This is a genomic window from Candidatus Omnitrophota bacterium (assembly GCA_041648975.1).
Lineage (GTDB): Bacteria > Omnitrophota > Gorgyraeia > 2-01-FULL-45-10 > 2-01-FULL-45-10 > JAQUSE01.
Genome location: JBAZNZ010000007.1, coordinates 35,330 through 61,357 on the forward strand (window position 1 = coordinate 35,330; position 26,028 = coordinate 61,357).

Sequence of the window (26,028 nt, forward strand, 5' to 3'; positions counted from 1 at the left end):
GATGAAATATAAAATATTCATTAGTAGTGTTCAAAAAGAGTTTAAGGATGAGCGTAAAGCACTGAGAGACTATATTCATTCCGACGCGCTGCTCAACCGATTTTTTGAGGTCTTTTTGTTTGAAGATCTACCTGCCAGCAATCGCCATCCGGACAAAGCTTATATAGACGAAGTAAAAAAGTGCGATATTTACCTTGGTCTTTTTGGCGATCAATATGGCGTTGTGGATGAAAAAGGAATATCCTCGACACATAAAGAGTTTATGTCGGCAAAACAGCTGGGAAAATCGAGGGTTATCTTTATCAAAGGAAGCGATGATAAGACCCGAGATTCAAAGATGCGTACCTTAATTAAAGAGGCGGGCTCACAGGTTATTCGCCGTCGCTTTCAAACTACCTCTGAGCTAATTTCTTCGGTCTATGCCAGTTTAGTAAATTATCTGGCAGCCAAAGATCTGCTTCGGGCCGGGCCGTTCGATGCCACTATTTGTCGAGATGCATCTCTTAAAGACCTTTCCACGGAAAAAATAAAAAAGTTTATCAGGATAGCGCGAGAAACCAGAGGCTTTCCGCTACGAGAAAGCGCCCAGCCAAAAGAAGTGTTAGAGCAATTAAATCTTCTCAGGAAAGGCAAACCTACAAATGCCGCAATTCTTCTTTTTGGGAAAGAGCCCCAGCGCTTTTTAATCTCATCCGAGGTCAAATGCGCGCATTTCCATGGTACCGAAGCTCACAAACCTATTCCCTCTTATCAGGTATATAAAGGAACTGCATTCGAGGTGACGGATCAGGCGCTCAACTTCGTCCTGTCGAAGATCGATCTTGCTGTAGGTACAAGAGCAAAAAGCGTGCAAGCCCCGGTTGAATATGAAATACCTCCCGATGTAGTCAGGGAAGCTATTGTTAACGCGGTAGCTCATAGGGATTATACGAGTAACGGCAGCGTTCAGGTGATGCTGTTTTCCAATAGATTGGAAGTATGGAATCCAGGGACATTGCCACCCTCGCTTACTTTAGACAAGCTACGCAAGCCCCACAGCTCTGTTCCGGCAAATCCGCTTCTTGCGGAATCGCTTTATCTTGCCAAGTATATCGAACGTATGGGTACAGGTACAAGAGACATGATTCAAGATTGTAGAAATGCGGGACTTGCGGAACCGGATTTTAGTCTTACAGACGGGTTCGTGACTACAGTGTATCGTAAGCCCGGCCGTGCTTTTGAAGCCGTGGGTGGTAAACGGCAATCGGAGTCACCGACCCAGTCACCGACCCAGTCGATCGACCCAGTAATTCGTATTTTAGATGCTCTCCGTCGAGGGAACAGAACAGCCGGCGACTTACGCTCCACCTTGGGGATCAAGCATCGCCCTACATTCAGAACGAACTATTTGCATCCGGCGTTGAAAGAAAAGTTGATCGAATATACCATACCAAATAAACCAACTAGTCGTTTACAGAAATACCGTTTGACTAAAAAAGGCGCCGAATATTTAAGAAAACGAGGCAAGAAATAACATAGGTACTTGTTATTGGCCAAGGCAAGTAAAATGTAACAAGTTTATTTACATATAGTTATGACATTCTTACTTGCTTTTTACGGTAAGGGGCAAAACCGCCGCACCCGACGGAGATTGATCGATACTCTGGTGTAAAGGTATGTTTGTTTGACAGTCAAAAATAGCGATTTTAGGGACAATAATGGTGGGATTGTTCCTCAAATCTCCTTGACTTCCGTTAACCCCGGGCGTACGATACTCAAAATACGATAGTTACATATAAGGAAATTTATGGTCAGGACAAAGATTATCTGCACGCTCGGCCCGGCGTCATCAAGCGAAACAGCGGTCAGGAAGATGATGCGCGCGGGCATGGATGTCGCGCGCTTGAATTTCTCGCACGGTAAACCGCAGGAGTTACTCCACAAAACAGGCCTCATACGTCTCTTAAACGCGAAATATAACAGGCGCGTAAAACTTCTCGGAGATCTTCAGGGCCACCGCATAAGGATAGGTGATCTCGCTATGCCTCTTGAGCTTAAGAGACGCAAGATCATATGGCTTACCCAACAAGAGGTAAGCAACTCGCGCGAAAAGATACCTTTTGATTATATGGGCCCGCTAGGCAGTATAAAGGACGGATCCCAAGTATTCATAGACGACGGAAACATCGCCCTGGAGGTTATCGGACGGACAATGAGCAGCCTGAAGACCAGAGTAGAGATCGGCGGCCTGCTGAAAGGGCGCAAAGGGGTGAATATTCCTGAAGCCAGGCTTGAATTCGGCGGCATAAGCCGGAAGGATATCGATGATATATCTTTTTGCGAAAAACACGGGGTGGAATATATCGCCCAGTCGTTTGTGCGCGCCGGGAATGATATTTTAGATGTAAGGGGATTGCTTAAGAAAGGGTCGCGGTGCCGGGTCATCGCCAAAATAGAGAATAGGGAAGGTATAAAAAATATAGATGAAATAATCAAGGTCTCGGACGGCGTCATGATAGCGCGCGGGGATATGGGCGTATCTCTGCCCATCTATGAAATTCCCGTTATTCAGAAGATGATAATAAAAAAATGCAACCGCGCCGGAAAATTCGTTATCACCGCGACACAGATGCTTGAGAGCATGACCGAAAGCCTCCGGCCTACCCGCGCCGAGGTGACCGATGTGGCAAACGCCATAATAGACGGCACGGATTTTGTCATGCTTTCCGCCGAGTCGGCCGTCGGAAAATACCCGGTCGAGACAGTCGCCATGATGAACGATATTATAAAGTTTACAGAAGGGTACCTGAAACGGCCGATGCGGGAGATATAAGTGTCGTATTTAAAAGTATGCGTTCTTAGAAGCGGCAGCGGCGGTAATTGCGCCGCTATATGGACGGCGAGATCCGGTATCCTGATCGATTGCGCGGGCTTAAGTTTGAAGGAATTCGAAAAAGATTTGAGCGATATCGAGTTAGACCCGTCACGGTTAAGCGGTATAGTTATAACGCACGGCCATGAAGATCACATCTGCAAAAATACTTTTAAGATAGCCCTCCGCTACGGGATACCGATCTATATCCACCATGACACATATCAAGTCGTCAGGGAAAGATATTGCATAGAAGACCGTCAATTTAAATTGACGCATCATACGGATAAGCCTTTTATGATAAACGACCTGAAGATCACACCCTTTAAAACATTCCATAACGGCGGCTATGCGGGCAAGCCGTTCGGTTTTTGTATAGAGCATAGACAGAAGAGTTCGCGCCGAAAGGTGGGCTTTTTAACGGATACTAGCAAGGTAACGGACAGCATGGTCAGGATGCTGCATGATTGCAAATGCCTGATAATCGAATGTAACCATGATGCTGATCTGGCGCAGGAAATATCGCCGGACCAGTTGACCTGGAGAGAGCACCTTGATAATGAGGCCGCGGCCGAAGCACTGGTAAAGATAAAAAACGGCTCTGCCGACAGCTCCGCGTTAAAGTACGTCTTCCTGGCGCATATAAGCGAAAGGCACAACGAGCAAGGAACCCTCATCAGCCGGATATCGGATAGCATCGGTAAAGATAATATTACGGGCTGCGACCTGATGTTAACCTATCGCGGGAAAAGGACGCAGGTTAAAGATATACTATGAAACTATTTACAAGCCGGACAATAACCGCGGACCAGCTGCCGTCGCATATCGAAATAAACGATGAATTCAAGTCGGCGTTCCGCCTTATGGAGTATACCAGGGAGTGCATTTATATAACGGGTAAGGCAGGCACCGGCAAATCCACCCTTCTGAAATATTTCAAGGCCAATACGGGCAAAAAGATAATCGTGCTCGCCCCGACAGGTGTCGCCGCGGTCAATGTAGGCGGCCAGACTATCCATTCTTTCTTCAGGATGCCTCCGAAGATCATCCAGAAGGACGCGATAAAGCGCCTAAGGGACAGGACCCTGGTCGAGAACCTCGATATGGTGATAATAGACGAGGTATCGATGGTTCGGGCGGATCTTATGGACGGCATCGACTACGCGCTGCGCCTCAACCGCGGCAAGATGAAGATACCGTTCGGCGGCGTCCAGATGGTATTCTTCGGGGATCTCTTCCAGCTATCTCCCGTAGTCGAGCATGAAGCGAGGGAATTGCTGGAGGAGCGCTACGCGACTCCATATTTTTTCAGCGCTAAAGTATTTAACGATTGTAATTTGAGATCGATCGAGCTATCTACTATATACAGGCAGAAAGACAGTTCATTCATGGAGCTATTGAACAGGATAAGGAATAAAGAATATACCGAAGAGGATCTTAATATATTAAACGGGAGGGTGCAGAAGGACGCCGCGGCTCCTAAGAAAGACCATACGGTGATATTGACGACGACGAATAACCTGGCCAACATGATAAATCAGGACCGCTTATCGAAGCTTCCCGGTAGGGAAGTAACATACGAGGCTATGAAGTCCGGTAAATTCGAAGAGTCGGCGTATCCGTGCCCTACAGCGTTGAAACTTAAAAAAGGCGCCCAGGTAATATTGATAAGAAACGATCCTAATAAGCAATGGGTTAACGGCACGCTCGCGAAAGTCGTCGCCCTGTCGGACGATTCGATAGTCGTGGACATAAACGGGCGCGTCTGCGATGTCCCTATCGTCAAATGGCAGAAGATCGAATACAGTTATAACGAGGAAGAGGACAAGATAGAAGACGAAGTCGTAGGCGCTTTCGCGCAATATCCCATAAAGCTTGCCTGGGCAATAACTATCCATAAGAGCCAGGGGCAGACTTTCGATAAGGTCATAATAGATCTCGGGCGCGGCGCGTTCACTCACGGCCAGCTGTATGTCGCGCTTAGCAGGTGCACCAGCCTTGGAGGCATACTGCTCAAACGGCCGGTGACGCAGAGCGACGTCATATTCGACGAGCGTATCTACTATATAAAGGAGCGGTTTGCCAGCCTGTTTTAAGGTAAGCGTCTGAGTATGGAACTTTTTCTGATACCGCCTTGTCTAAACATATAGAAAGGAGGCGGATATTATGAAAAATATTTTTAGGCTCAGATCTTTGGCTGTGTTATGCCTGGTGCTCGCGTTGGCTTGCTCAGAAGCGTACGCACAGGGGGGAGGTTCCGCATGGCGCGGTTCCGGTGGAGATGGACCTAGAGGAGGAGAGGCAAGAGGAAGAGGCGGATGGCACCACTATAGTAACGGGCACTGGTACAGGGACGGTTTGTTGTGGTTCGATACGGCTGTTTCGGTTCTCGCCATTGGCGCGCTTATCGACAGGCTGCCGCCGAGATACACGACCGTGGTATACGCGGGCGTACCGTATTATTACGCCGAGGGCTATTACTACAGGCCGTATGATCGGGGCGGCTATATAGTTGTCCAGCCGCCGGTCATAGTTCAGCCGGCCGCGGCCTTTACCGCCGCTTCGCCGGATACGGTAACCATAAATATCCCGAATTCGAAAGGCGGCTTTACACCGGTCGTTTTGAGAAAAGCGGGGACCGGATATATCGGGCCGCAGGGCGAGTATTATTCCGATAATCCTACGGTGGATCAGTTAAAAACATTATACAGCGGAAAATGAAATTGTGGTAATATAGGACAAACAAAGGAGCGGGCGTATGAATTCATTAAGAGTAGCGGTTATCGCGGCCATTCTGGTCGCAGTAGTTTTTGGCGGTATTTCTTATGCGGATCAGGGCAGACAAGGCAGGCACGGAGACCGGCAGGATAAATGCCAGACGGAGCTGAAGGACCTGAAGGATGCCGCAACGGCCCTCCAGCAATCCAATCCCGATCTGGCTAAAGGGCTGAACGAGCTTGTAGCTGAAAACGAAAAGAAGATGCAAGAAATGGCCGATATGAAGGCGAAGTGCGAGGCCAGAACGAAACTCCTCAGGGATTCGGCAGCGTCCCTTCAGAAGGCGAACCCGGAACTGGCGGAAACATTGTGGGATATGAGCAAACCCCGCCCAATGAGGAAGATGGGCTACGGACAGAAAGAATGCCCTATGCGTATGATGGGTCCACGGGAAGAGTAGATTTTATAAGACAGGCGATCGAAAAGCGCCGCGATGATTAACCGCGGCGCTTTTTTATTCATAGAATGACCATCTTTTTCGCGAGCCTTGCAATTTTATGCTAATTTATGGTATTGTTTTTCAGGAGGGTCGCCGGTAAAAGCGACGGGCTGATGAGCACACACTGAGGGTTGCTATGAATATATTCAGGTTCCATAAGGCTGAAAAGTTCCCGCCTATGGTAAAGGGCATCGAAAAATATGAGAATTTCTCCGTCGTCAAGCTTGCGGGGGCGTTTGATTTTGATACTATGCCCTCCATCGAGAGGGTTATAAGAGAACATAAGGGGCATGGACATATCGACCAGGATGTAGTCCTCGATTTTAAAGAAGTCACGCATATCGATACTTCAACGTTGGCCGTGTTGATCTATATCATGAATACATTAAAACAAGGGCAAAGAAAGCTGTGCCTGATAAATTGCGGTAAGCTGGTAAAAGATTATATAAAAATAAACAGATTACAATCCGTTATCCATGTTTACAGGTCATTGAAGGATGTGCCTTGTAAAACGGAATAATAAGGGTATAATAACCACTCATACAAAACGAAAGATACCTTCAGGGAGAATGAAATGCCGGAAGAAAAATATTCGCATAAGGTAGTAAAAAAGATCCGGTTCAGGATACCGGATGTCCCGGGAGCGTTAGGCACCCTTGCCATCGAGCTCGGCATAGAAGGCGTGACTTTAGGAGATATCACTAAGATACACCTGACGTCAAACTATATAGTAAGGGATATCATAGCGTTCTTCGATGACGAAAAGCACTTTCTTAAAGCGATAGCCTCAGTCAAGAAGCTCAAAGGTTATAAGATATTGGATATACAGGATGAGGTCTTAAACCTGCACAAAGGCGGAAAGATAGAGGTGAGATCCCGAGTGAAGGTTGAGACTCTCAATGACCTGCGCATGATCTATACTCCGGGCGTCGCGCAGGTCTGTAATTATATTGTTGCCAATCCCGCCGCGGCGAGAAAATATACATCCATAGGCAATACCGTATGTATCGCGACTAATGGCTCCGCCGTCCTGGGATTGGGGGATATAGGGGTCCTGGCCGCGATGCCGGTAATGGAAGGGAAATCGATAATACTGAATAAGATGGCGAACGTGAGCTGTGTCCCGCTGTTGATGCAAAGCGACGACGCCGGTGAGATTGTCAATGCGCTTTCCTGCATCGCGGAAACATTCGGCGCTATCATGATAGAAGACGTCAAGGCGCCTCTCTGTTTCGAGATCGAACAGAAATTACAGAAGAAGGTCAGAGTGCCTGTATTCCACGACGACCAGCACGGCACCGCGACCGTCATATTGGCCGCATTGATAAAAGCGCTTAAGATCGTCAAAAAAAGAAAAGATAAAGTAAGCATTGTGATAAACGGCGCGGGCGCGGCCGGTATTGCCGCGGCAAGGCTTCTATTGGGATACGGTTTTAAGGATATAGCGCTATGCGACAGGGCGGGCGCCATCTATGAAGGCCGAACAGGCGATATGAATAAATATAAGAAAGAGATTGCCCATGTTACAAACAGACGCCGGGAGAAAGGAGCCCTGAAAGATATACTGCCGGGAAAAGACGTATTCATCGGCCTATCGGCTCCGGGCATGGTTACCAGGGAGATGGTGCGGAATATGAATAAGCGCCCAATCATTTTTGCTCTGGCTAATCCCATACCGGAGATATGGCCGAAAGAGGCCGAAGAAGCCGGGGCTGCCATAGCGCTGGACGGGCGGACCATAAACAACGCGCTCGCGTTCCCCGGGATCATGCGCGGCGCGCTGGACGCGCGCGCCTGTGAGATAACCACGGATATGAAGTTTTCCGCGGCCGAAACGATCGCGTCGTTATCCGGGAAAAATGAAGTCGTCCCTAATTTCATGAATTTAGCCGTGCATAAGAGCGTTGCGCGCTCCGTATTCCTTGCCGCCGGAGGGACCAGGCGATAAAAAAATAATCTGCCTGGTGATTTTTTTAAAAAAGTATGGTATATTAATGAAACTTATAAAATTAAGATGGAGCCATAATCAAGAATGAAAAGAAATATTTTTTTAATAATAATGGGTCTTTTCCTGACAGCGGCATTGTTCACGCCCCTCAAGGAAACCCTATCCTCGATCCTGGAGCCTGGCGCCCCCGTAATATCTCTTCCGGCGCAAACGATGCTCCCGGAGTCGCTCAGCCCTTATACCGAACTGCCTTATAAAGAACTGATAGTCCCTCCTGAGCCGTCCGTGTCATTACATACGCCATGCGTTGTGGAATTACCTGACGGAGAATTGTTCGCCGTCTACTCTCATACGATGGACTGGAGGTCCCGCAGGTCTCTCTGGAGCTCAAGGCTGCCGCCCGGCGCCCGTGAATGGACTAAGCCGTCAGTTATTAAGAATAACCATACAATGGACGAAAAAAATCCCGTGCTTTTCCTGGATAAGGATAATAAGCTGCGGATGTTATGGGCATTACAGCAGAATCCTTCAAAATGGAACCACCGGGATATTATACAGGTAAGGGTATCCAATGATCTTGGGAATACATGGGAAGAGGCCCATAATCTCGGGACGCCTGTGGGATATCTGACGAGAACGCATCCGGTAAGGCTTCATAACGGTTGGTTCGTTTTGCCCATATATATGGATTGGAGCGCTTCTTCCGCTGTCGTTATTTCCAAAGACGGCGGCTTAACCTGGGGTAAACCTAAATGGATATTACCATTCCTCGGCATTGAGCCGGCCATGATCCAGAGGTCAGATCAGAGTTTATTCGCGCTTATGCGTTCCGGGATGTGGCCTCGCAGGTGCTGGCAGGCGGTGAGTAAAGACCTCGGACGCAACTGGAAAGAGCGAAGTGTTTCCGACATCAATAACCCGGGTTCTGCTCTTGATATGGTGAAGCTCCGGAACGGGCATGTTGTACTGGTATTCAATAATTCCAAGAAGAACAGGTATAATTTAAGCCTCGCCTTATCATACGACGACGGTAAAACATGGCCGCATATAAAATCAATCGAGGACCAGGACGGCCATGTCTATGCCTATCCTTCTATAATCCAGGATAGGTACGGGCTTATCCATGTGGTGTACGCTTACGATAATCACCGGAACATAGCTCATTTCGTAACGAATGAAAAGTGGATAGAGGACTAAAGATGTTGCGGCGACGTTCCTGCATGATATAAGCGGTTTTTTATTTTGGAGAAGTTATCATGAGAAGGCTTCTTTTGTTCATATTGCCGATCCTTATCATCGTGACGATAGCGTTTATCGGCTTTGGCATATTCCAGGTCAGGACGGAAGAGAAGCGGCTGCTTGACGAGCTGATGCGGAAAGCCAGGGCCGTAGCGGAGAGCATGGAGCTATCTGTACAGCATGCCCTGGCAAATAACAACATACGCGACGCCAGATGGTTGGTTGAAAAATTCCAGAGGAGGGAAAGGTCGCAGGGATGCGTTATTTATGACAAGGACGGAAACGTCATAGCGATTACCGACAGGTTCTCGGAATGGACGCACAGGCCTAAACCGTATATAAAAGACGCGATCGCGAGTAAGGATGCGCGGGGAGTGGTCGAGCAATTCAAGGATTACAGCGTTTACAGTTTTGTCCTGCCGATAACAAATGATGAGGGAAACGCTATAGGCGCGGAAGAAGTCTTGTACGATACCTCATATGTCTTTACGCAGATGGCCGAGCTGTGGAAGAGGCTGAGTACGGTCCTGATAACGCTCATGATATTTATCATATTGATCTCGTTACTGGTGCAGCGCCAGATATTTACCGCTCCGGTAGAGCAGCTTACCGAATGGTTCAGGCGGTTCCAGAAAGGCGAGATAGATACTAAGCATCCGATCAATGAGAAAGGGGAACTCGGTAAGTTGGCCAGTGAGGTAGAGCAGGCCGCTCTCAGCATAAGAGTGGCCCGGAAAGCTGTGAGCGAAGAGGCTACCGAGAGGATACAGAAGGAAGACCTGTGGACCGACGCGAGATTAAAAGATGTCGTAAGGTCGAAGCTGGGAGAGAACGCCCTATTCATCGCGTCAAACAGGGAGCCGTACCTGCATATGATGAATGAGATAACCGGCAAAGCCGAATGCACCCGTCCGGCCAGCGGCGTAGTAACGGCTCTCGACCCGATAATGCGCGCCTGCGGCGGGACATGGATCGCCCATGGCAGCGCAAACGCCGACAGGAGATTCGTTAATTCCAAAAATAAGCTTGGAGTTCCGCCCGGCGAAGACCGTTATATACTGAAAAGGGTATGGTTAACGAAAGAGGAGGAGGACGGTTATTACTACGGGTTCTCGAATGAAGGCTTATGGCCGTTATGTCATATAACCTATACGAGGCCGATATTCAGGGAGTCTGATTGGCAGACTTACAAAAAGGTCAACCAGAAGTTCGCGGATAACATATTGGAAGAGCTCCCCGGCAAGAACCCTTTTATATTCATCCAGGATTACCATTTTACCCTCCTGCCTCAGATGATAAAGTCAAAAAGGCCGGACGCGATCATCGCGCTTTTCTGGCACATACCATGGCCGAATCCGGAAGTATTTTCGGTATGCCCCTATCAGGCGGAAATCCTGGACGGAATGTTGGGATGCGACCTGATAGGGTTCCACGTCCAGTATCACTGCAATAATTTCATAGATACAGCGAATAGATTATTAGAATGCCGGATTGACACGGAAAAATTCAGCATAGTCCGCTCAGGCGTGGAGACATTAATACGGTCATTCCCGATAAGTGTGGATGTCGGGATTAATTCAACGATCGACCGGGATGAAGAAGAAGAGATAGCTAAAATCCGTAAAGAGTTTGAGCTTGACGGCAAGATAGTCGCTCTCGGCGTTGACAGGATAGATTATACAAAAGGCCTGGCCGAGCGCATGATGGCGGTTGACCGTTTCCTCGAAAAGTACCCGAACTATAAAGGTAAATTCGTGCTGATACAAATAGGAGCCCCCAGCAGGACGCATATAAAAAGATATCATGACCTTATGGGGGAACTTGATGAGTTGGCGGAAAGAATTAACTGGAAGTATATGAACGATGAATGGAAGCCTATAATATATCTCAAGCGGCATTTCTCGCCCGAAGAGATAAAACCGTTTTACAGGATCGCCGATATATGCATCGTGAGCTCGCTTCATGACGGGATGAATCTTGTAGCGAAAGAGTATATTGCCGCTAAGAACGACCTGAACGGCAGCCTCATATTAAGCCGGTTTACGGGCGCTGCAAGAGAACTAACCGACGCGGTCCAGGTCAACCCGTACTCTATGGAGGAGTTTGCCGATAGTATCAGGCTGGCCGCGGATATGCCGCTGCCGGAGAAGAAGAGGCGCATGGAAAATATGAGGAAGATCATCACGGATAATAATATCTACAAATGGGCGGGAAACATAATTACGGAATTGACCACTATAAAGAAGGTATGAAATATCTATTCTCGGATCATGAAAGGATAAAAAAGGAATTAAAAGGCAAATTCATATATCTATTTCTTGATTACGACGGCACGCTCTCGCCTATAGCCGAGTCTCCCGGCAAGGCTGTTATGCCGCGAAAGACGAAAGATCTGCTCCGGAAGTTGTCAAAGATGCCGGACCGGAAAATAGCTATTGTGAGCGGAAGGGCCCTGGCGGATATTTCAAAACGCGTAGGGTTAAAAAATATCGTATATGTGGGAAACCACGGATTTGAGATCAAGGGGCCGAAGATAGAATTTAAAAGCCCCGCGCCGATACGGTACAAAAAGGCGCTTGAGGAGATTAAGGCAAGATTGTCGGCAAACCTTTCTTCGGTCAGGGGCGTCTACATAGAAGACAAAGGGTTTTCCCTGAGCGTGCATTACAGGTTGGTGGATAAAAAAAGAGCGCCATTGGTAAAATCAGAATTTTTTTCCGCCGTTCTTTTACACGAATTAAGGAATACGGTCAACGTTAAGCCGGGGAAGATGGTGCTGGAAGTAAGGCCGCCGGTGCCGTGGGATAAGGGGAAGGCCGTCCTGTGGCTTTTAGGCCGCCGCTTATTCGCGATGCGGGATAGAAAGAAGAAGGTCCTCCCTGTATATATAGGCGATGACATAACGGATGAAGACGCGTTTAAATCTCTGAAAGGCCGGGGTATTACAATATCTGTGGGTAAAGCGGATAGGACAACGGCCCGGTATTATGTAAGGGATACTGAAGAAGTCGCGATGTTTTTAGAAGCCGTTTCAATGGTATAAAGACGGGTGTGTTATGGCGGAAAAAGAGATAATTAAAGCGAGGGAGCCGTTTCGCTTCTATACGCGTCTCAATCTTTCCGAGTTGACCGGATTAAAGGCGTCAAATATGGAAGAACTGCTGGATCGCATAAAACAGGTGCCGGAATCCAGCATCTATCACCATACGCACAGGTTCCTACAGCAGCATCAGCATCTATCGCCCGAACCGCCCAATGACTTCGCGTATTGGGTCACGAACGCGCTTGGAGAGAAAGAACTGGGTGAGGAGCTGGCAAGTATAGATACGATACAGTTCAGCGCTATCAGCGATCTGCGTCAGGCCTTCATATCGGTCATCGAAGCCTACTTGAAAGACAATCCCGAATCCAGGAATAGGTCGACGCACGGAAGCGGCGCGTTCTATTTCATAAAATCCCTGAGTTTCATCCTTCCCACAGGATATGAAGCCAACGACCTATTGGAATTTTCCCGCATCCTTGAAAATATTTCCATAGATTCTATATATTTTCATATATTCGAAGCGCGCCTCAGGGTCGGAAAGAAAATCAATGATTTTTCCTACTGGATAGAGAGTTCGCTGGGCAATAAAAGACTGGCGGATTCAATATCGAGGCTGGATCCTTATACCTATACGCTGGAAGATCTCAGGAAGACTATCATAGAGAGGGTCTCAAAATGCATATAATCACGATATGGCAAAGATAGAAGAATATATCCCTATAGTCGGACAGGCGACGATAGATGACCTGCGCCGGATCAGCGATAAGCTGAAAGGAAAGGTCATACAAAATATCAATTCGACCTCGGTCGGGGGAGGCGTGGCGGAGATACTTAGCCGTATGATACCCTTGTTAAAAGAATTAGGCCTCGACGCGCGGTGGGACGTCATCAAGGGAGGCGCCCAGTTTTTTGAGGTAACGAAGAAATTCCATAACGCGCTTCATGGCAAAGCGGAAGATATCAAACAGCAGGACTTCGATATCTTCATGGAGACAAGTCAGGCGAATATCGACCAGGTAGATACGTACGGAGACATCATCCATATTCACGACCCCCAGCCGATAGCCATGGTCAATAAAAAAAAGGACAATAAATGGATATGGCGCTGCCATATTGATATATCGGACCCCGATCGCAAGGTTTGGGACTTTCTTAAGGGCTTCGTAGTGAAATATGACGCGGCGGTCTTTTCCGCGCCCAGTTTTACGCGAAGACTGCCGAACAGGCAGTTCCTGATATCGCCGTCCATAGATCCCACGAGCGATAAGAATAGGGAACTGCCGCAGGATGTTATAGACGGGATCCTGAAAAAATATGAGATCAAAAATGATAAGCCGATAATAACCCAGATATCCAGGTTTGACAGGCTGAAAGACCCGGTGGGCGTAATAAAAGCGTATGAAAACGTCAAAAAGTACGTTGATTGCCGGCTTATTCTTGCCGGAGGAGGCGCTCAAGACGATCCGGAGGGGGTGGAGGTGCTGGAGGAGGTGCGGGAAAAAGCCAGGCATGACGCGGATATCCATGTGTTATTATTGCCCCAGGATGATATAGTCGTGAACGCGCTTCAGCGCGCTTCAGCGGTAATAGTGCAGAAATCCCTTAAAGAGGGTTTTGGGCTGACGGTTGCCGAAGCCTTATGGAAGGCGAAGCCGGTTGTGGCGTCAAATGTCGGAGGTATCCCTCTCCAGATAGCGCATAAATATTCCGGGCTTTTATGCCACTCCATCGAAGGGGCCGCGTTTTCGATAAAACAGCTGCTCAACAGCCCTAAATACGCCAAAAAGCTCGGAGAGAACGGCCGGGAGCACATAAAGAATAATTTTTTGATAACGCGCCATATAAGAGATTACATGCTGCTATTCCTGTCGCTATATTATAATGAGGATACCGTATATTTATAATTTTTAGGAGAGATATGATGCTGGAACATATCGCGTCTTATTTTCAATATGTGAAATTTACGGATGTTGCCGATATCGGAATCATTTCTATATTTATATATCTGATACTGGTCTGGTTCAAAAAGACCAGGGCGCGTTTCATATTGATCGGCATGATAATGCTGGCGTTTCTCTATATATTGGCCCGCTTATTCGGTCTTTATTTGACCACCGTGGCCCTGCAGGCGTTTTTCGCGGTGGCTTTTATTATGATAGCCATAATATTTCAGGACGATTTTCGCCACTTTTTCGAGAGAATCGGGATTTTCGGCGTTAAGCGCAGAGAGCGCGGCGTAAAGCCATTTTCGCAAAACGCGGAAATTATATTAAGCGCCCTGGCTAACCTGTCCCGCAAAAGGATAGGAGCCCTGATCGTTATAAGAGGGGAAGATCCTCTCGACAGGCACCTTGAGGCGGGCCTTGACGTTGACGCGATGGTGAGCCAGGTCCTTCTCGAAAGCATCTTTGACCGCCACGTGCCAAGCCACGACGGCGCCGTAATTATCGAGGGAGGCCGCGTAACTAAATTAGGATGCCATTTGCCGCTTTCAACGAATATCAAAGAGATCGGGCGGCTCGGTACGCGCCATGCCGCGGCATTAGGCATAGCCGAAAATACAGACGCCCTCTCCCTTGTTGTTTCAGAAGAGGAGGGGAGCATTTCGGTGGCGGAGGACGGCAGAATAAGGCATTTAAAAGACGCCGCGCACCTTAATAGCACGCTGATGGAATTTTACCGGAAGAAATTTCCGGAAAAGAAGACCATGGGTTTAACGCGTTTTTTGACTGTCCATTATCCGGAGAAGATAATTGCCGTCCTGGTCGCCTTCAGCCTATGGATGGCGTTCGGGCACCGGGTCGAAAATGTCCGCCGGGATTTTGTCGCCCCTATCGAATACAGGAACCTTGCCGAAAACCGGATCATTGACGAACCAAAGACAAAAGAGGTAACGGTAACATTGAGCGGCACCGAACAGGGATTCAATCTCATCCGTCAGGATGAATTAAAAATATCATTGGATATGTCGAAGATAGCGGACGGGACGAACGAGATAGCTCTTTCTAACGACATGGTGCGGAATTTTTCCAACCTATCGGTTGTCAATGTAGAACCCAGGCAGATCGTTTTAAACTCATACCGGCTTATACCGCTTACGATACCGGTCGAATTAAAGACCAGGGGAAAACCTCCGCCGGGTATTATAGTGCGAAGCGTTAAGATAGAACCGGATTCAGTCTCGATCGTGATCCCAAGCACAGCATCACGCGATAAAATCTATATCAGCACGGAGCCTATTGACTTAACGGCGATAACCGAAACGACGACCGTCATCCCTAAGCTTATAGTCGCTCCTGATATCCGCTTTTCCGGCGACAAAAGCCCCGACCTGAAAGTCATCGTTGAAGCCGAAAAGAAAAAAAGACCGGAGTAGCGCCATCGGGTATATATGAAATACCGCAGAGGTATAAGCGCAAGTTTTTTTATTATTATGTTTTGCCTGTGTTCATTACAGGATAGCCCTGCGGTGACAGCGTCGGTCTCTTCCGGGGATATCCGGCGGATCGGCGATATGGTCTTCCGGAACGAATGCTCAGGCAAAGAAGAATTACTGGTGAACTGGAACGAGGGTGAGGATTTTTTATCGCTGGGCATCGGCCACTTTATCTGGTATCCGGCGACGGACGTTAAGGATTTCATAGAAAGTTTCCCCTTATTCTTGAGATACGCTAAGGATTCAGGCGCAGAGATACCCGGATGGCTTGGCAGAAACCTGTCCCGGCCGTGCCCCTGGAATACGCGCGATGAATTTTTGCGCAGCCAGGATGATCCCCGTTTGATAGAATTACGCAGGTTTCTGATATCGACAAAGCTTGTCCAGGCCCGTTTCATAGTCAAAAGGCTTGATGACGCCCTGCCCATTATGCTTAAAAATGTTCCGGAAGAAGACCGCGGCGGGATATCCGCGCGATTCGGGCGCCTGTCTTTGTCGCGGTCGGGCGCCTTCGCTATGGTCGATTATATCAATTTCAAAGGCCTGGGGATCTCCCCATCCGAACGGTATAACGGCAAAGGCTGGGGGCTCACTCAGGTGTTGTTAAATATGAAAGAAGATAATGCCGCTAATGATACCTTAAAGGAATTTGTTAATGCCGCGAAGAGGACCCTTGAAGAGAGGGTAAATAACGCGCCTCCGGGACGCAATGAAAAAAAATGGCTCGCCGGATGGCAGAATAGGGTGGAGTCTTACCTGTATAATATAAAGGCGGGAAGATGATCGGCATATTCGTGAAATTCGTTATCTGCGCCGGAGTTATCCTGTATTGCGGTAAAAGAGTGGCCAGATACGGCGACGCCATCGCTGAAAAGACCGGCTTGAGCGGGCTATGGATCGGCGTTATATTGGTGTCTGTCGCTACGAGCCTTCCGGAATTATTTACAGGCGTGGGAAGCACGGTCTTTATCGACGCTCCCAATCTCACCGTAGGCAATCTGCTTGGAGCCAATACGTATAATCTGGTAAACATATCCGTCCTGGATCTCTTGAACCAAGGCGCGCCTCTGTTAAGCGTGGTATCTACGGGTCAATTATTGACAATTGTTTTAAGCCTTATACCTCTGACGATAGCCGCGTTAGGGATATTCTTAAATTCGAGGTTGCCGGAGATATCGTTCATGAATGTCAGTTTATTCAGCATACTGATCCTCGCCGCATATCTCATAGCTACGCGTACGATATTCGTATTCGAGAAAAAGCAGCAAGCGGTTAAAGAGCTGATAAAAGAGGAAAAAAATGTCTTCAAATATGACAGCATCTCGCTAAAGACTGCCTGTATCCGCTATGGAGCGGCCGCGGTTGCCATAGCGGCCGCTGGGGTATGGCTTGCGTATATAGGAGACGATCTGGCGGGGGTCCTGAATCTAGGGCAGAATTTTATAGGCAACCTGTTCCTTGGGTTTGCCACCACTTTGCCGGAGATGACTGTATCGATCGCCGCACTTCGTTTAGGCGCGAAAGAGCTGGCTGTGGCGAATATGGTCGGGTCAAATCTTTTTAATATAACGATAATATTCGTGAATGATCTATTATACAGGAAAGCTCCCATCTTTTCAGTCTTAACCCAGCAGCATATCTTTACCGCTTTTATAGTCATGATCATGACTATAGTCGTCATGTCCGGTTTGATTTTAAAGCCAAAGAAGAAGACGAGGATCGGTTTAAGCGCGTATGCCATAATATTGATAGCCGTATTTATCATAGGGTCGTATATCAATTTTATTCTCGGACATAAGTAAGGAATATATGAATTCTAAAGAACGATGCATGATGAAGGCCGCGAGCATCAGCCTCTGGTTCAACGTCGTGCTGTTTATTTTTAAGCTCGGGGCATTGATCGTCGTCCGGTCGCTGGCCATCGCTACGGATTTCGCGATAACCGTAGTCGGGCTTACCGTATCCATTATACTTTATAATTCGCTAAAGCTGTCGGTAAGGCCCGCCGACCTGTTACATAATTACGGTTACGGAAAAGTGGAGCATGTATGCGAGGCTATGGAGGGCATAGTCCTTATGGGGATAGCCATAATTATGTCCTTCCAGGCATTTGCCACGTTCTTCCGGCCGAGCCACGTCACCTTTCCATGGATAGGCTTCGCTTCGAGTGCGCTAAGCCTGTCGCTTAATTTCGTCGGGGCTTTCTTTTTATTCCAGCTGGCCCGCAAGAGCCTATCCCCGGCGGTCAAAGCGGAAGCGGTGCACTATACACTGGAAGGGTTTATATCTACGGCGATCGGGTGCGCTTTTATAGTGACCATACTGCTTAAATCGAGCCCATACACAGCTATAGAGCCGTACATCGATCCTACCGTTACTATACTTGTGAGCCTCGCGATCTCGCTGCCTTCAATCAAACTCACAAAGCAGGCGTTTGTAAATCTGCTGGATATCTCGATAGAGGAGCCGGGAAAGATGGAGACCGTCGTGAGGCTGGCCCAGCACGCGGATGAATACTGTAATTTTAAGGGCTTGAAGACGCGTACAGCGGGGCATAAGAAGTTCATAGAGGTAAAATTGATCATGCCTAAGGATATGGCTTTTTCCAACGCGTATGAGATCGTATCAAAGATCGAGAAGGATATCGCGGGGGGAGTCCCCGACAGCGAAGTGACCGTTATAATGGTGCCGTGCGCGAAGGATTGCGGCCTGATACAGGACAAAAAACCTTGCCCATATTTATAATACCGATTGAAGGCATATTGTTATGGGTCGCGGCGCTGATATTCGTGAGCGTCGTCGCCAGCAAGCTTTCCGATAAATTTGCCGTTCCCGCTCTTTTGCTCTTCCTGATAATAGGGATGTTCGCCGGATCGGAAGGAATAGGCGGCATCTATTTCGATAACGCGCAACTGGCAAAATCGATCGGTATAGTTGCCCTGATCTTTATTATTTTCTCCGGAGGCCTTGATACAAAGTGGAGCGAGGCTAAACCGGTCATCTGGCCGGGGATCGTCCTTTCGACGGCCGGAGTGCTGATCACCGCTCTCATAACGGGTTATTTCGCCGTCCGTATCCTTAAATTTCCTCTCCTGGAAGGTATGCTGCTCGGCGCCATCGTCTCCTCGACCGATGCCGCCGCCGTCTTCAGCATCCTGAGGTCCAAGCGTATAAGCCTGAGAAGCCCTTTAAAACCGCTGCTTGAATTCGAATCCGGCAGTAACGATCCGATGGCTGTTTTTTTGACAGTCAGTATCATAAGCATGCTTAAAGCGCAAAGCACGGACTTTGCCGCTTTGATCCCCGGTTTTATACAGGATATGGGCATGGGCGCGCTTACCGGTTATCTAATGGCGAGGTTCATCGTATTTTTCATCAAAGGCCTTAAACTGGAATACGAAGGGCTCTATCCGGTAATAATGATATCGTTCGTGCTCATGACGTACGTGACCGCTGTCTTCCTGAAAGGCAACGGCTTCCTTGCGGTATATATAATGGGCCTTATGCTGGGGCGCTCGGAGTTTCCGAATAAAAGAATGGTTATGAAATTCCATGACGGCCTGGCCTGGCTTATGCAGATAGTCATGTTCGTGACTCTGGGGATGCTCGTCTTTCCTTCACACCTTGTCCCGTTAATAGGGCCGGGGCTTTTACTTACCGCTCTTCTTATGGTGGTGGCCCGTCCGGCCAGCGTCTTTTTGTGCTTATTACCGTTTAAAATCGGTGTATGGAAAAAAGCTATGGTCGCATGGGTCGGCTTGAGAGGGTCCGTTCCTATCATCCTGGCGACATTCCCTTTTGTGGCGGGCATTCCGCAGGCAGATACGATCTTCAATGTCGTATTTTTTGTCGTCATAGCGTCGGTCTTCATACAAGGCACGTCCATACCGGCTGTTTCAAGGATATTGAAGCTGGACGTTCCTATGGCTTACAGGAGGCAATACCCGATCGAGTTCGAAAAGACAGAGGCCATCGCCGCGGAATTGATAGAAGCCATTGTCCCGTACGATTCGATGGCGGCCGGCAGGAGGATAAAAGACCTGAAGATCCCGGAGAAATGCCTTATTATGCTCATTTCCAGGGAGGATAAATTTATCATACCATCAGGATCCGTTGTTATAGAAGGAGGCGATGTCTTATTGACACTCGCGAACGCGGCTGATTTTTCGACTCTTCAGCAAACGCTGGCGAAGCTTAAAAAGAAGGACGCTTATGAGGCCGGATGACGCGGCATAATATTTGCCGTATGACCGTTTCATGATATAATGTATTATGATATTATGCTAATAAAGGTTAATATGCAAAGACGCTGCGCTGTATATGCCCTTATCTTTTTTTTAGCTGTTTTTAACCCCGCGCAAAACACCGCTAACGCAGAAGAGCCGCTCTCCTTAAATAACGTCATAAATGAAGCGTTGATATCCAACCCGGAAATTTTATCCGCAAAACGGTCCTACGAAGCGGCATCCGCGCGGATCTGGCAGGCGGCAAGCTTGAATGATCCTATGGTTGAACTTGAGTATGACAAAATGACCGCAGATAGGATGCTGACGGGCGATCCTATGAAAACCTATGCCATATCCCAGGATATCCCGTTTCCTACAAAGCTCTATCTGCGCGCCAAAATAGCTTCGAAGATCGCCAGGATGTCCTATGAAAGTTATAAAACGAAGGAAAAAGAAATAATCGCCCGCACAAAAAGCGCGTATGCCGAACTTTTCTATATTTACAGGGCAATTGATATAAATAAGGAAAATAAAGGCATCCTGGAGCAGCTTTCGCAGAGCGCTACGGCGCGGTATTCAAAGGGGCTGGGAACTCAGGGGGATGCTCTTAAGGCACAGGTTGAGCTCGCTACGGTCGACACAGAACTTATTATGCTGGAACAAAAGCGCGTTACGGCGCAGGCGAGACTGAACATACTCCTTAACAGAGATCCCGGAGAAGAACTTGGCGTCCCCGCGCCCGAAGAAGCTATTAAATTTGAAAGCAAATTGGAAGAATGTTATTCCCTGGCTGAACAGAATAATCCTGAGCTTAAAGCGTATCGCTATGGCATCGAACGAGGGAAGACCGCGTACGACCTGTCCCTTAACGAATTCATGCCTGATTTTACCCTTAAATATAAGCAGATGGTACAGGGCGATAAGGCTGTAGGAGACGCTTGGGCCGGGATGCTGGGCGTGACGGTCCCTTTGTGGTTTTTTCAAAAACAGGCCTTTGGCGTGAAGGAGATGAAGTCAGAACTCGAAATGCTAAAAGCCGAGTACGCGGCGAAAGAGAAGGCCGTCCTTTTTGATGTGCGTGACGCTTATGCAAGAGTAGAGGCGAATAAAAAACTTGTAGAACTTTATGAGACCGCCTTTTTGCCGCAGGCGGAGGAAATGCTCAATGCTTCGATAAAGGGGTATGAATCTGATAAAACCGATTTTCTAACGCTATTAGACTCAAGAAGGATGCTCGTAGATTTTAAGCTAAAACATTACAACGCTATCCTTGACCTTAGGATAGCGGTTGCGGATCTTGAAAGAGCGATAGGCGCCAGCGCGGATTCGGAGAAACCAAAAGAGGTAAAAAATGCGAAGAAATAAATACATATTTGTAATGGCTGTATGTTTAGTTTTAGCGGCTGCATCATTATCTATAATTTCAGGTTGCGGTCAAAATAAGGCCGCCGACCAGGGGGAAGCGACATATTACTGTCCGATGCACCCGGCCTACACATCTGATAAGCCCGGTGACTGCCCTATATGTAATATGAAACTCGTGAAGAAGGATGCGGCCCCGGAGAAGAAGACGGCAGTTGATGAGCATGAGGGCCATAAGATGGCAGGACCTGCGCCGGCTGAGGAAAAGACGCTGGAGGAAGTCTGCATAGAGCATAAATGCACAATGAATAATTGCCCGATGAATGTGACGACGGGTTTAAGGCCGGGTGAAAGGATAATCTGCCCCATTTGCGGTGAAGTTATATCTACCGCGAGCGGTAAAGTGGTAGAAATATCTAAACAACCGGTTGTAGAAGATCATTCCAGGCTCGCCGGGCCGACAGTTACGATAAGCGCGGAAAAACAGCAATTAATAGGCGTAAAGACAGAGCCTGTAGCGAGAAAAGCTCTTACAAAGGTGATCCGCGCTTCGGGGAAGGTTGCCTACGACCCGGAGCTTGTTATTACTCAGGAAGAATTTATCCAGGCGATCAAGAATGAAGAGAATGTGAAAGATTCTCCTCTTGCCGACATTATCGAAAGAGCGAAGTCTATGACTGATGCCGCGCGTAATAAGTTAAAACTTTTAGGGATGAGCGATGACCAGATTAGCGAAATCAATAAAACTAAAAAAGCCCAGACAAATCTATATCTTCCCGGCCGGGGAGAGGGCGTATGGGCTTATGTATCGATATATGAATATGAAATAGGGCTTGTCCATCCGGGGGATGCGGTGGAGATAGAATCGGTCGCGTATCCGGGTGAAATCTTCTCAGGCAAAGTAGTGTCTATAAATCCCGTGCTTGATCCCATTACAAGAACAAATCAGGTTAGGGCAGAGGTCGCGAATCCGGATAGTAAGCTAAAGCCGGAAATGTTTATAAACGCGAAGATTAAGGTTGATCTCGGAGAAAAACTGGCGGTTCCGGAATCAGCCGTTTTGAATACAGGATTACGAAAGATAGTTTATCTATCCAAAGAAAATAATACATTAGAATCGAGGGAAGTGGAATTAGGGAATAAGGCGGAAGGTAATTATGAAGTCCTGGGCGGCCTCGGCGAAGGCGACATTGTTGTAACAAGCGGAAATTTCCTGGTGGATTCGGAGTCGCGCCTGCAAATACCGGTAAACTCTGAACATCAACACGGCCAATAGCGATGTCTATTCTAGTCGAAAAGATCATAGAGTTCTGCGCTAAGAATAAGTTTATAGTATTCTTGCTGGTGGGCATGATTAGCCTTGCCGGCGTCTACTCTATGATGCATGTACCGCTTGACGCTATACCGGACCTTTCAGATACACAGGTAATTATTTATTCCCAATGGGACCGCTCCCCGGACATCGTGGAAGATCAGGTCACATACCCGATTGTGACAGCCATGCTCGGAGCTCCTAAAGTAAAGGATGTGCGCGGATTTTCCGATTTCGGATTTTCTTATGTGTATATTATTTTTGAAGACGGCACAGATATCTATTGGGCGCGTTCAAGAACTCTTGAGTATTTAAGCAAGATCACCCCACGACTCCCGGAAGGCGTGAAGGTGGAGCTGGGTCCGGACGCAACGGGCGTGGGTTGGGTTTTCCAGTATGCCCTGGTCGATGAAACCGGCCAACATTCTCTGGCTGACCTAAGAAGCTTCCAGGACTGGTACCTGCGTTATTATTTACAGGCTGTGCCGGGCGTCGCCGAGGTCGCTACGGTAGGCGGATTTGTCAAACAATACCAGATCAATATCAATCCCAACGCTTTACTGGCCTACAATATCCCCATAACACAAGTAGTCGAGAATGTCCGCAAAAGCAATAATGATGTAGGCGGCCGGCTGATTGAATTCAGCGGGGCCGAATATATGATAAGAGGGCGGGGCTACATAAAATCTGTTAAGGACATAGAAGATATATATGTGGGCCTCGGCCTGGACGGCGTGCCTGTAACGATAAAACAGGTCGCAAACGTCTCTCTGGGGCCCGATATACGCAGAGGCGTAGCTGAACTGAACGGCACAGGTGAAATCGTTGGCGGCGTGGTCGTTATGCGGCATAAGGAAAACGCCTTAGAGGTCATAAAGAAGGTTAAAGCTAAATTAAAGGAGGTGGAGCCGGGCTTGCCGAAAGGCGTTAAGATCGTAACCACTTATGACAGATCCGATTTGATACGCGCTTCGATAGCTACGGTTAAAGATAATCTGATCCAGGAATTGATAATCGTAAGCGTCATGCTTATCTTCTTTTTGCTCCATTTTCGTTCGGCACTTATACCTATTATAGGCCTCCCGATAGCCGTAGCCATAGCGTTCATACCGATGAGCTGGATGAAGCTTACTTCAAATATCATGTCATTGGGTGGTATCGTTGTGGCCATAGGCGACATGGTTGACGCGTCTATCGTGTTTGTGGAAAATGTCCATAAGCGCTTGGATGAGTGGTCAAAAGGCCTTCGCCATGGGAAAAGGGAGGACATCATGATAGGAGCCATGAAAGAAGTTGGCCCCCCCATATTTGCCTCTCTCATTGTCATGGCGATAGCCTTTATGCCGGTTTTTACCTTGGAAGCGCAGGAAGGCAGACTTTTCAAGCCCCTTGCCTTTACTAAGAACTTCTCCATTTTCTTCGCGGCCCTTCTTGCCATAACCCTGACCCCGGCGCTTATTATGATATTCGTTGGAGGTAAAAAACACAATTTTAAACCGGTATGGTTATGCGCCATCACAAACTTTTTTATCGGCGGCAAGATCGTCTCGGAAGACAATCACCCGATAAGCAAATGTCTGATCAGGCTTTATCATCCTATAGCGCTTTGGGCCATAAAGAACAGGATCGCTGTATGCATCGCGGCTGTTATTGCAATGCTGATAACGATCCCGGCATTCATGATGATGGGGTCGGAATTCATGCCGCCGTTAAACGAGGGCTCTATTCTTTATATGCCTACGACGCTGCCCGGGTTGTCTGTTACCGAAGCGGCGAAATTATTGCAAGTTCAGGACAGGATACTTAAATCATTTCCCGAGGTTGAAAGCGTGTTCGGCAAGGCCGGCCGGGCCGCTTCGTCTACGGATCCGGCCCCATTCTCAATGATGGAGACGACCGTTGTATTAAAGGACAGGAAGCATTGGCGCAAAGGAATGACGTGGGAAAAACTTATCGATGAAATGGACAGCAGGATGAAATTACCCGGCGTTACGAACGCCTGGACGATGCCGATCAAAGCGAGGACCGACATGCTGACCACGGGCGTTCGCACTCCCGTCGGAATCAAGATCTACGGCTCGGACCTGAAAGAGATCGAGAAAATAGGCATGGATATAGAACGAGTATTAAAAGACATCCCGGGCACGCGTAGTGTCTACGCCGAACGGGTGAGCGGCGGATATTTCGTCGATTTTGACCTGAAACGCGAGGCGATAGCTCGTTATGGATTGACTGTCGATGATGTTGAGATGGTCATAATGTCGGCTATAGGCGGAGAGAATATAACCACAACCATAGAAGGCAGGGAGAGATACCCGGTCAATGTCCGCTATATGAGAGAATGGCGCGATGATATCGACAAACTTAAAAGGATCACCGTGCCTACTATAGGCGGAGCGCAGATACCATTAACTGATCTTGCCGATATAAAATTGACCGAAGGCCCTGCCATGATCAGGGACGAGAACGGACTTCTTTCCGGGTATGTGTATGTGGATATGACCGGACGCGATGTGGGAAGATACGTTAATAATGCCAAACGGATCGTAAGGGAGAAGATAAAAATGCCGACAGGGTATGCCCTAACATGGTCGGGCCAATATGAATACATGCAGAGGATCAGGGATCGGCTCAAAATATTCATTCCTCTCACGATTTTTATAATCTTTATTCTATACTACTTTACCTTTAAATCTGTTACCGAAACGATGATCGTCATGATGTCCGTGCCATTCGCGTTGATCGGCGGCATCTGGTATCTATTCTTGCTGAAATATAATATGAGTATAGCGGTATGGGTAGGATTGATTGCTCTGGCGGGAGTCGCGGCTGAAACAGGCTCTATAATGATAGTCTATCTTGATGAAGCCTATAACCGTCGTAAGCGGGAAGGCAGGATGAGGAGCCTCCCGGATTTATACGATGCTGTCATGGAAGGCGCGGTCCAAAGGCTCAGGCCCAAGCTTATGACCGTAGGAGCGAATATATTCGGTCTAATGCCTGTGATGCTAAGTGTGGGTACGGGAGCCGATGTAATGAAAAGAATAGCAGCGCCGCTGATCGGCGGCCTTACGTCATCCACGGTTCTCACATTAATCGTCCTGCCGGCTATTTACACAATATGGAAATATAATTCGGAAATAAAGCGTCTATCCTCAATCGAAAGAGATGGAAGCGTATGAAGAGGCTCGGCATGATGCTGTTCGTGATATGTTTTTTATTTTGCTCAAATAGCTGCCCTGCTAAAGAACAGGTTGTCGATGTAGCGAATAAGGTTTGTCCCGTAACGGGGGATAAGATCGACCCAAAAAGCAATATAACATATGAATACCAGGGCAAGATCTATCATTTCTGCTGTCTAATATATATAAAACAAACCTGATCTTTTGGTAAT

At 47.9% G+C, this 26,028-nt stretch carries 22 protein-coding genes; all 22 read left to right on the top strand.

The genetic code is table 11. From position 1 onward, the window contains the following. Position 1: 1 nt before the first annotated feature. The 22 genes from WC592_03180 to WC592_03285 all read left to right on the top strand — a co-directional run bounded on the left by WC592_03180 (position 2) and on the right by WC592_03285 (position 26,016). Positions 2-1,513, top strand: a complete 1,512-nt coding sequence (locus WC592_03180; protein ID MFA4981454.1) for a DUF4062 domain-containing protein — start codon at positions 2-4, stop codon at positions 1,511-1,513. A 273-nt stretch (positions 1,514-1,786) separates the two neighbouring features. After that, positions 1,787-2,812: a pyruvate kinase gene (gene pyk, locus WC592_03185; GenBank protein MFA4981455.1), complete on the top strand. Its 1,026-nt coding sequence runs from the start codon at positions 1,787-1,789 to the stop codon at positions 2,810-2,812. Next, entirely contained in the window at positions 2,813-3,628 is an 816-nt protein-coding gene (locus tag WC592_03190) for an MBL fold metallo-hydrolase (protein ID MFA4981456.1), read from the top strand. Next, positions 3,625-4,947 carry an AAA family ATPase gene (locus WC592_03195; GenBank protein ID MFA4981457.1) on the top strand — a complete coding sequence of 441 codons (1,323 nt, stop codon included), beginning with the start codon at positions 3,625-3,627 and terminating at the stop codon, positions 4,945-4,947. The genes WC592_03190 and WC592_03195 overlap by 4 nt, the downstream gene beginning before the upstream one ends. 70 nt (positions 4,948-5,017) lie before the next feature. Beyond that, positions 5,018-5,572, top strand: a complete 555-nt coding sequence (locus WC592_03200) for a DUF6515 family protein (protein MFA4981458.1) — start codon at positions 5,018-5,020, stop codon at positions 5,570-5,572. Between the two features lie 37 nt (positions 5,573-5,609). Further along, positions 5,610-6,029 carry a hypothetical protein gene (locus WC592_03205; GenBank protein MFA4981459.1) on the top strand — a complete coding sequence of 140 codons (420 nt, stop codon included), beginning with the start codon at positions 5,610-5,612 and terminating at the stop codon, positions 6,027-6,029. Between the two features lie 175 nt (positions 6,030-6,204). Further along, complete coding sequence (locus WC592_03210) at positions 6,205-6,588, top strand: STAS domain-containing protein (GenBank protein MFA4981460.1); 384 nt, start codon at positions 6,205-6,207, stop codon at positions 6,586-6,588. Between the two features lie 54 nt (positions 6,589-6,642). Further along, positions 6,643-8,016 (top strand): malic enzyme-like NAD(P)-binding protein, encoded by a 1,374-nt coding sequence (locus tag WC592_03215; GenBank protein MFA4981461.1) that lies wholly within the window; start codon positions 6,643-6,645, stop codon positions 8,014-8,016. 84 nt (positions 8,017-8,100) lie between these two features. Then, entirely contained in the window at positions 8,101-9,213 is a 1,113-nt protein-coding gene (locus WC592_03220) for a sialidase family protein (GenBank protein ID MFA4981462.1), read from the top strand. A 59-nt stretch (positions 9,214-9,272) separates the two neighbouring features. After that, positions 9,273-11,507: a trehalose-6-phosphate synthase gene (locus tag WC592_03225; GenBank protein ID MFA4981463.1), complete on the top strand. Its 2,235-nt coding sequence runs from the start codon at positions 9,273-9,275 to the stop codon at positions 11,505-11,507. Then, positions 11,504-12,298 carry a trehalose-phosphatase gene (gene otsB, locus WC592_03230; GenBank protein ID MFA4981464.1) on the top strand — a complete coding sequence of 265 codons (795 nt, stop codon included), beginning with the start codon at positions 11,504-11,506 and terminating at the stop codon, positions 12,296-12,298. The genes WC592_03225 and otsB overlap by 4 nt, the downstream gene beginning before the upstream one ends. Positions 12,299-12,311: 13 nt before the next feature. After that, a complete protein-coding gene (locus WC592_03235) occupies positions 12,312-12,983 on the top strand; it encodes a DUF5752 family protein (GenBank protein MFA4981465.1) in 672 nt (223 codons plus the stop codon). 7 nt (positions 12,984-12,990) lie between these two features. Beyond that, positions 12,991-14,202, top strand: a complete 1,212-nt coding sequence (locus WC592_03240) for a glycosyltransferase (GenBank protein MFA4981466.1) — start codon at positions 12,991-12,993, stop codon at positions 14,200-14,202. A 14-nt stretch (positions 14,203-14,216) separates the two neighbouring features. Next, positions 14,217-15,674, top strand: a complete 1,458-nt coding sequence (locus tag WC592_03245) for a diadenylate cyclase (protein MFA4981467.1) — start codon at positions 14,217-14,219, stop codon at positions 15,672-15,674. 93 nt (positions 15,675-15,767) lie between these two features. After that, positions 15,768-16,517, top strand: coding sequence for a hypothetical protein (locus tag WC592_03250; GenBank protein MFA4981468.1), 750 nt, complete (start codon positions 15,768-15,770; stop codon positions 16,515-16,517). Next, a complete protein-coding gene (locus WC592_03255; protein ID MFA4981469.1) occupies positions 16,514-17,536 on the top strand; it encodes a hypothetical protein in 1,023 nt (340 codons plus the stop codon). Before WC592_03250 ends, WC592_03255 begins: the two co-directional genes overlap by 4 nt. A 28-nt stretch (positions 17,537-17,564) precedes the next feature. Continuing rightward, positions 17,565-18,479: a cation diffusion facilitator family transporter gene (locus tag WC592_03260; GenBank protein ID MFA4981470.1), complete on the top strand. Its 915-nt coding sequence runs from the start codon at positions 17,565-17,567 to the stop codon at positions 18,477-18,479. Next, positions 18,464-19,960, top strand: a complete 1,497-nt coding sequence (locus WC592_03265; protein MFA4981471.1) for a potassium/proton antiporter — start codon at positions 18,464-18,466, stop codon at positions 19,958-19,960. The genes WC592_03260 and WC592_03265 overlap by 16 nt, the downstream gene beginning before the upstream one ends. Before the next feature lie 72 nt (positions 19,961-20,032). Beyond that, the gene (locus WC592_03270) at positions 20,033-21,325 is read left to right on the top strand and encodes a TolC family protein (protein ID MFA4981472.1); all 1,293 of its coding nucleotides are present in this window, start codon (positions 20,033-20,035) and stop codon (positions 21,323-21,325) included. Then, on the top strand, positions 21,312-22,598 hold the full coding sequence (locus WC592_03275; GenBank protein MFA4981473.1) for an efflux RND transporter periplasmic adaptor subunit: 1,287 nt from the start codon (positions 21,312-21,314) through the stop codon (positions 22,596-22,598). The genes WC592_03270 and WC592_03275 overlap by 14 nt, the downstream gene beginning before the upstream one ends. A gap of 2 nt (positions 22,599-22,600) precedes the next feature. Continuing rightward, on the top strand, positions 22,601-25,816 hold the full coding sequence (locus tag WC592_03280) for an efflux RND transporter permease subunit (protein ID MFA4981474.1): 3,216 nt from the start codon (positions 22,601-22,603) through the stop codon (positions 25,814-25,816). Further along, a complete protein-coding gene (locus WC592_03285; GenBank protein ID MFA4981475.1) occupies positions 25,813-26,016 on the top strand; it encodes a hypothetical protein in 204 nt (67 codons plus the stop codon). The genes WC592_03280 and WC592_03285 overlap by 4 nt, the downstream gene beginning before the upstream one ends. Positions 26,017-26,028: the final 12 nt, after the last annotated feature.